The 8109-nt window shown below is 70.1% G+C and carries 4 protein-coding genes; 3 read left to right on the forward strand and 1 reads right to left on the reverse strand.

All coding sequences use genetic code 11. The annotated features are described in order from the left end of the window. Nucleotides 1–6200 (forward strand): ricin-type beta-trefoil lectin domain protein (locus tag AB0O00_RS23730; protein ID WP_363654888.1); only part of this gene is annotated, 6200 nt, incomplete at its 5' end. 9 nt (nucleotides 6201–6209) lie between these two features. Further along, the gene (locus tag AB0O00_RS23735) at nucleotides 6210–6632 is read left to right on the forward strand and encodes a hypothetical protein (RefSeq protein WP_363654889.1); all 423 of its coding nucleotides are present in this window, start codon (nucleotides 6210–6212) and stop codon (nucleotides 6630–6632) included. A gap of 90 nt (nucleotides 6633–6722) precedes the next feature. On the opposite strand, the gene AB0O00_RS23740 is transcribed toward AB0O00_RS23735, so the two are convergent. Then, the gene (locus AB0O00_RS23740) at nucleotides 6723–7199 is read right to left on the reverse strand and encodes a Uma2 family endonuclease (protein ID WP_363654891.1); all 477 of its coding nucleotides are present in this window, start codon (nucleotides 7197–7199) and stop codon (nucleotides 6723–6725) included. 108 nt (nucleotides 7200–7307) lie between these two features. Between AB0O00_RS23740 and AB0O00_RS23745 the strand changes: the two genes are divergently transcribed. Beyond that, nucleotides 7308–8109, forward strand: an 802-nt coding sequence (locus AB0O00_RS23745) for an NADP-dependent oxidoreductase (protein WP_363654893.1), incomplete at its 3' end; no start/stop codon positions are given.

An 8109-nucleotide genomic window follows, 5' to 3' on the forward strand; every position in this document is an offset into this window, starting at 1 on the left:
ACTCCTCCGCGGTCGACGGCAAGACCTCCTCGACCAACTCCCAGGCGTCCTGGATCGGTGACGGCTGGGACTACCAGCCCGGTTTCGTCGAGCGCTCCTACAAGCCGTGCTCGCAGGACGGGATCGCGGGCTCCGGGGACGAGTGCTGGGGCGGCGCGAACCTGACGCTGTCGCTCGCCGGCCACGCCGGCCAGCTCGTCCCCAACGACGCCTCCTGCACCACCGGCGCACCCGCCTCGATGGAGCAGTCCGCCTGCACCTGGCGGCTGAAGGACGACGACGGCACCAAGATCCAGTTCCTCACCGGTGCCACCAACGGCACCTGGAACGGCTCCTACATCAAGCTCACCGACACCCACGGCACGGCCTACTACTTCGGCCTGAGCCACCTGCCCGACGCGAACGGCAACCCGACCGCGCTCGGTGCGGACAGCGGTTCGGCCTGGACGGTGCCGGTGTTCTCCCCGAACTCCGGCGACCCGTGCTACGACTCCACCAAGGGCCAGGCGTCCTGGTGCCGGACGGCGTGGCGCTGGAACCTCGACTTCGTCGTCGACACGCACGGCAACCTGACCACCTACACCTACACGCCCGAGACGAACTACTACGCCCTCGGCGGCGGTCAGAACAACGGGACCGGCACCAGCACCTCCTACACCCGCAGCGGCGTGCCCGCCACCATCGGCTACGGCCAGCACCTGTCGGACCAGCTGGGCAACAACGGCTCCTACAACCCCGCAGCGAAGATCGTCTTCACGCCGAGCGAGCGCTGCACCGCCACCACCCCCAGCAACGCCTGCGACCCCTCGCAGCGGACGCTCGCGAACGCCGCCAACTGGCCCGACGTCCCGCTGGACCAGCAGTGCGACGGGACGAGCACCTGCACCGTCTACGGGCCGACGTACTGGACCACCAAGTGGCTCTCGTCGATCGCGACCCAGGTCCGGGTCAACGGCGCCTACCAGACGGTCGACTCGTACGCGCTGAACCACCAGTTCGCGAACGTGCAGAACGCCACCGAGAACACCCAGGTCCCCTGGCTCGCCTCGGTCCAGCGCACCGGCCAGGACACCCAGGCCACCGGTGGCGCGGTCCCGCCGCTGCCGCCGGTGTCCTTCACCTCCCAGCTGCTGCCCAACCGCGTCGACGGCACGAACCTGGTGCCCGCCCGGCCGGCGTACAACCGGCCGCGCATCCAGCTGATCACCACCGAGACCGGCTCGACCATCAGCGTCAACTACGACAGCAACGTCCTCGTCGCCAACTCGACCAGCTGCTCGCGCGTGAACAACGTGATGCCGGCGACCGCGGACAGTGACACGCGGTCCTGCTACAACGTCAAGTGGTACCTGCCGAACTCCAAGCCCGGCGACGCACCGGTCGACGACTGGTTCCTCCGGTACCCGGTCACCAGCGTCACGGTGAACCCGAACACCGCGGGCTCGACCCCCCAGGCGACCAGCTACAGCTACGGCAAGGCGGCCTGGCACCGCAACGACTCCCCGCTCACCCAGGACGCCGCTCGCACCTGGGACCAGTTCCGGGGCTACGCGAGCGTCACCGCCGTCACCGGCAGCGGCACCGACGGCCCGCAGTCGCAGAAGTCCACGACCTACTACCAGGGCATGGACGGCGACCTCCTCGCCAACGGCACCACCCGCAGCATCACCAACCTCGCGGGCCCGATGAGCGGTCAGGTCACCGGGACCAACCCGGTCACCGACTCGGACTGGCTGGCGGGCCGGACCCTGGAGTCCGACAGCTACGCCCAGGCCAACGGCAGCATCGTCTCCTACGCGGTGAACACGTTCAGCGGCCCGGTCACCACCGCCACCCACAGCCAGGGCAGCATGCCCTCCCTCGTCGCCCGCTACGCGGCGACGGGCTCGGTCGGCACGTCGAAGGCGCTCAAGGCCGACGGCAGCACGTGGAGCACCTCGACCAGGACGACCACGAGCGACTCCGGGCACAACAACCGGCTGTCCACCGACCTGAGCAGCGCCGACGGACTGCCGGACGTCTGCAACAAGTACACCTACGCGACCGGCAGCAACGCGCAGCAGACCGACCTGCTCTCCCGCACGATCGTGGAGACCGGCACCAACCCCTGCACCGCCCAGGCCCTCCAGCCGAACACGGTCTCCGCGACCCGCACGCTCTACGACGGCCTCGCGTTCGGGCAGGCCGGAGCGGTCGGCGACCCGACGGGCACCCAGGTCCTCGACAGCTGGGACTCCAGCGGCAACCCGGTCTACCCGACCGTCCAGACCAAGACGTACGACGCCTACGGCCGCGTCAGCACCGTCACCGACCCGTTCTCCACCGACAGCGCCCACACCGGCGGCGCGACCACCACCACCAAGTACACCGCCGCGCAGACCGGTGAGCTGCCGACCGGCATGACCGTCACCACCCCGGCTCCCGCCGGCGCGAGCGACGCGAGCACGGGCCGGACGACGACCACCGCGCTCGACAGCGCCCGCGCGCTGCCGACCACGGTCACCGACCTCAACGGCCGGACCGTGAACGAGGCCTACGACCAGCTCGGGCGCCTCACCAGCGTCTGGCTGCCGGGCCAGCCCACCACGTCCAGCGCGAACAAGACCTTCGCCTACTCCCTCCCGGGTGTCGTCAACAACAGCGCGGTGCCTCCGACGATCACCAGCTCCACGCTGCGATCGGACAGCTCGCACAGCGTCGGCATCCAGATCATGGACGGCCTGGGCCGCACGGTCCAGACGCAGTCCACACCGGCGAGCTCCGCCTACAGCGGACGGATGATCACCGATGCGATCTACGACTCGCAGGGCCGGGTGGCCCGCGCGAACGCCCCCTGGTACAACAACGACACCGCACCCAGCACGACGCCGTTCCAGACCACCATCCAGCGGGCCCCGGCCCAGACCTACACCGTCTTCGACGGTCTCGGCCGCCCGGTGACCACCCAGTCCCTGGCCTTCGGCGCGGTCCAGAGCACCACCACCACCGCCTACCCCGGCGTGGACCGCACCGACGTGACCCCGCCCACCGGAGTCACGCCGACCTCCCTGCTCACCGACGCCCGCGGGCAGAAGGTGCAGCTGTGGCAGTACCGGACGGCCACCGCCACCGGCAACCAGGCCGACGCGGACGTGACTTCGTACACGTACACGACCGACGGCCACCTCGCCACGCAGAAGGACGCCGCGGGCAACACCTGGAGCCACGCCTACGACCTGCGCGGGCGTGAGATCTCCACGGCCGACCCGGACACCGGCACCACCAACAAGGTCTTCGACCCGGCAGGCCGTCTGGCCTCCACCACCGACGCCCGCAACCAGACCCTCACCTACACCTACGACCTGCTCGGCCGGAAGACCGGTTCCTACGCCGGCTCCGTCAGCCCGGCCAACCAGCTGACCGGCTTCACCTACGACAGCGTCCTGCCGGGCCAGCCGGCCACCTCCACCCGCTACGTGGGCGGGGCCACCGGCACCGCCTACACCACGTCCCTGGACTCCTTCGACACCGTCTACCACCCCACCCAGACGACCACCACGATCCCCGGCTCGGAGATCGGCTCCCCCACGCCGTTCAAGTACGTCTACCAGGCGTCCTACGACCCCATCACCGGCGCACTCACCGGCGACAGCCGCCCGGCGGTCGGCGACATCGCCGCCGAGACGGACCTCTACTCCTACGACACCAACGGTCCGCTGAGCAGCTTCGGCGCGTTCGGCGGCGTGACCTACGACGTCGGCTCGGCCTGGGACGCCTACGGACGCAACATCCGCTCCACGGTGAACCCGTGGGGCACCCAGATCGTCGTCACCAACAACTACGACGAGTCCACCGGCCGCCCGCTCACCCAGTACGTGGACAAGCAGACCGCCAGCACCGGCGCCGTCCAGCAGACCACCTACGCCTACAACGCGGCAGGCCAGGTCACCGCGGTCCGCAACATCCCGGACAACACCCCGTCGTCCACCGACCTGCAGTGCTTCGGCTACGACTACCTCGGGCGACTGAATGCCGCCTGGTCGGACACCGGCACGCTCACCCAGGCCGCGCAGCCCACCATCGGCGGCGTCGGCTCCTGCACCAACTCCACGCCCACCAGCGGCGCTCAGGCCCCGTCGAAGACGACGGTCGGCGGCCCGGCCGCCTACTGGCAGACCTACGGCTACGACCTGACCGGCAACCGGACCCAGCTCGTCCAGCACGACCCGTCCGGCGACACCACCAAGGACGCGACCAGCACCCAGACCTTCCCGGCCGCGGGCACCACCAACACCGGCAGCGGCGGACCGCACTCCCTGACCACCAGCACCACCGTGGTCAACGGCAACTCCACCGCCTACGCCCACGACACCTACGACGCCGTCGGCAACACCGCCGGCCTCTACACCTACGCCAACGGCACGACCACCCTCGGCTGGACGGCCGAAGGCAAGCTCGACACCCTCAACCCGACCGTCCAGATCACCGGCGTCGGCGGCAAGTGCCTCTACCTGCAGAACAGCAGCAGCGCCAGCGGCACCCCGGCGGCGATCGCCGGCTGCACCAGCACCCCCGCCGAGAAGTTCAACACCACCGGCAACGTCCTCAAGGTCTACGGCCAGTGCCTGACGGCCATGGGCACCACGGCCGGCTCCGCGGTCCAGCTGCAGCCCTGCAACGGGAGCTCGACGCAGACCTGGACGAGCCGCTCCGACGGCACCATGCTCAACGGCGGCGCCGCCAACGAATGCCTCGCGGTCCCCGGCGGTGCCACTGCCGACGGCACCGCCGTGGTCATCGCCGACTGCGGCACGCCCGTCCCGGCCGGCCAGGGCTGGAGCGTCCCCGACCAGCACACCAGCTACGTCTACGACGCCTCCGGCAACCAGCTGATCCGCCGCGACCCCGGCAAGACCACCATCACCCTCGGCGGTGACGAACTCGTCTACTCCGGCGGCACGCCGACCGGCGTCCGCTACTACCAGATCCCCGGCGGCATCACCCTGGTCCGCCAGGGCGGCACGTCCACCTTCCAGATCAACGACCCGCATGGCACGGGCACCCTGGCCCTCGACGGCACCACGCTCGCCGAGAGCCGCCGCCCGACCGACCCGTTCGGCAACGCCCGCGGCCCCCAGCCCACCACCTGGGCCGGCGACCACGGCTTCGTCGGCGGCACCAAGGACGACACGACGGGCCTCACCAACCTCGGCGCCCGCGAGTACCAGCCGTCCACGGGCCGGTTCCTCAACCCGGACCTCCTGCTGAACACCGACGACCCCCAGCAGTGGAACGGGTACGGCTACGGCAACAACGACCCGGTGAACCGCAGCGACCCGAGCGGTCTGATGATCAACGACCCGATCACCGGGCTCGGCTTCGGCACGGTCAGCCAGATGGACGACTACCACGCCGACCACAAGGACGAGGACCCCACGCCGGTCTGCACGGCCGGCACTCCCGGGTGCTACGGTCCCGTCGTCCCGGCTCCGGCGGCCTGCACGGCCGGAACTCCCGGGTGCTACGGTCCCGTCGGCCCGGCCAAGGTCTGCACGCCCGGTGCGCCAGGGTGCTCCGGTTCCGTCGTCCCGAAGCCCAGCCCGCTGTTCCCGCCCCCGTCGCAGCCGTACCACGATTCCGTGGAATGCGGCAGCAAGGGAACCTATTCCGAAATGGCCTGCACTGCCATCGGCGCGGCATCAATTCCTGCGGGGCTGGCCCAAGGAACGGTCCAATCGGTCGGCGATCTGAGCTTGCTGTACAGCCAGCAGATGAAGTCGGGGAGTACTCCGCTGATCCGTGCGCGGAACGCGCAAGGAGTGAAGTACATGCGCAGCAATTCGGACCTCCAGAAGGTGGCGAACCTGGGGAAGTCCGACGGCTGGAAGCTCGGCGGCAAGGTTCTCCTGGGGATGGGCGCCGCCCAGGCTGCGGTATCCGGCTATGACGGTGCCAGGGATTCCGGCGACACGGTTGCCAGGTCGGTGGCGATCGGAGGCACCGAGGCTGTCGTCGACACTGCGATCGGTTACGTGGCGGGGACGATCCTGACGCGAGGCGGAATCGCGCTCGGCGGTATGGTGGGGGGAGTCCCCGGTGCCGTGGTCGGCGGGATAGCCGGAACGGTGGCCGCTGTGTATGTGACGACCTATGCCTCGAACTACGCGAACGACTTCATATCCAATGCGTTCGCAAGGATTCCGAAGAGCAGCTGGTTCTAGGAGGTTGTTGTGAGTCAGGGAATCTTCGTCCTGCTGCTGATTTCGGGCGGGGCAGTGTTCAGCACCTGGCGGGCTGTCAGAGTGGCCACGCGTCCGGATCTCTTCGAGCCGTACGCCCGGCAGGAGTCGCTCGGGATCTTCGGACCGAGGTTCAGCCGGGGCATGGTGCGCGGATCCGCCCCGATGGCCGTCGCGAGCTGGGCGCTCGTGGCATTCATGTGCACGGCGGTTGCCACGTCGGGCCGAGCGGAAGCCTCTGCCGGCTCCCTGCTGGCTGCCGCCGCATCCCTCGCGATCCTCGTGGCCGGGGCCCTCGTGGCCGTTTCGGTGGCTGCGTTCAACCGGCCGAAGTGGTGCGTGCCCAGGTACCTCCGCGACGAGCCGGGGGCCTGGTCAAGGCAGGTGAAGCAGCATGGAATCGCGGGATCCTGATCCCCTGATCCACTGACGCCCGGAGGGCGCCACCCACGCGGTGGCGCCCTCCGCGGCTTTCCCGGGTCGATCGCTCCCGGTGTCGCCCCCTCAGAACTCGTCGGTGTCCAGCTCCACGTCGAACGGATCCGGAAGCCGCAGCCGGGCACCGAAGGGATGCGGGCCCTCGACGAGGGTGTAGCCGAGCTCGCCGGGGCAGGAGAAGAGCGTCCACGTTCGCTCCCCCCGTTCGACCAACAGGTAGACCGGGGCGCCGAATTGTGCGTACCGGCGGCGCTTCACCGTGCGGTCCTTGTCGGCGTTCGACGGGGAGACGACCTCGACCACGAGGAGCGTCCGGCCGGCGGGCAGCGCGCCTTCCGTTCTGGCCAGTTCGCGCGGCACGACCGCCAGGTCCGGCACGTAGCGGTTCGCCGTGCCCGGGAAGTCGAGGTCGCCGGAGCCCGCGAAGAGGCCGAGTTCGCGTATGCGCGGGCGCAGCTGCTCGCGGATGACGGTCGCGACGTTCGTGTCGGCCCACGAGCGCCGGACGGGGGTGACGACCCCCTCGATGAGTTCGGTGTCCACGGGCGGAGGCTAGCGGGAAGGTCCGACACGCCCCCTCTGGTCAGATGACTAAGCGCTTGCTTAGACTCGCGTTCACGTGTCATCGCCGTGTCGACTGGAGGCGCCCCCATGTCCGCTGTCAATCGCCAGGTCCGTCTTGCCCGCCGGCCAGTCGGGGAGGTGCGGGACGGGGACTGGGAGGTGGTCGATGGCGCGGTCGGGGTCGCCGGGGACGGGGAGTTCGTCGGGCGGACGCGGTTCGTGTCGCTGGATCCGGCGATGCGCGGGTGGCTGGACGACCGGCCCTCGTACCTGCCGCCGGTGGGGATCGGCGAGGTGATGCGGGCCGGGTCGGTGATCGAGGTCGTCGAGTCGCGGCACCCGGGGTTCAAGGTCGGCGACCACGTCGTCGGGGCGTTCGGCGTGCAGGAGTACGCCGTGTCGGACGGCAAGGGCGCGCTGCGCGTCGACCCGTCGCTCGCGCCGCTGTCGACCTACCTGGGCGCGCTCGGCATGCCCGGGATGACGGCCTACTTCGGGCTGCTGGACGTCGGCGCGCTCAAGGAGGGCGAGACGGTCGTGGTGTCCGGCGCCGCCGGGGCCGTCGGGACGATGGTCGGCCAGATCGCCAAGGTCAAGGGCTGCCGGGTGATCGGAATCGCCGGCGGGCCGGAGAAGTGCGCCCTCCTCACCGAGGAGCTCGGCTTCGACGCCGCCATCGACTACCGCGCCGACGACGTGCGCAAGGCCCTGCGCACGCACGCGCCGGACGGCATCGACGTCTACTTCGACAACGTCGGCGGCGAGATCCTCGACGCCGCCCTCACCCGGCTCGCGATGCACGCCCGCGTCGTGATCTGGGGGGCGATCAGCCCGTACAACAACGAGACCGCCGTCCAGGGCCCGTCCTACTACCTGTCCCTGCTGGTGC

This window comes from Kitasatospora sp. NPDC093558 (assembly GCF_040683475.1).
GTDB lineage: Bacteria > Actinomycetota > Actinomycetes > Streptomycetales > Streptomycetaceae > Kitasatospora.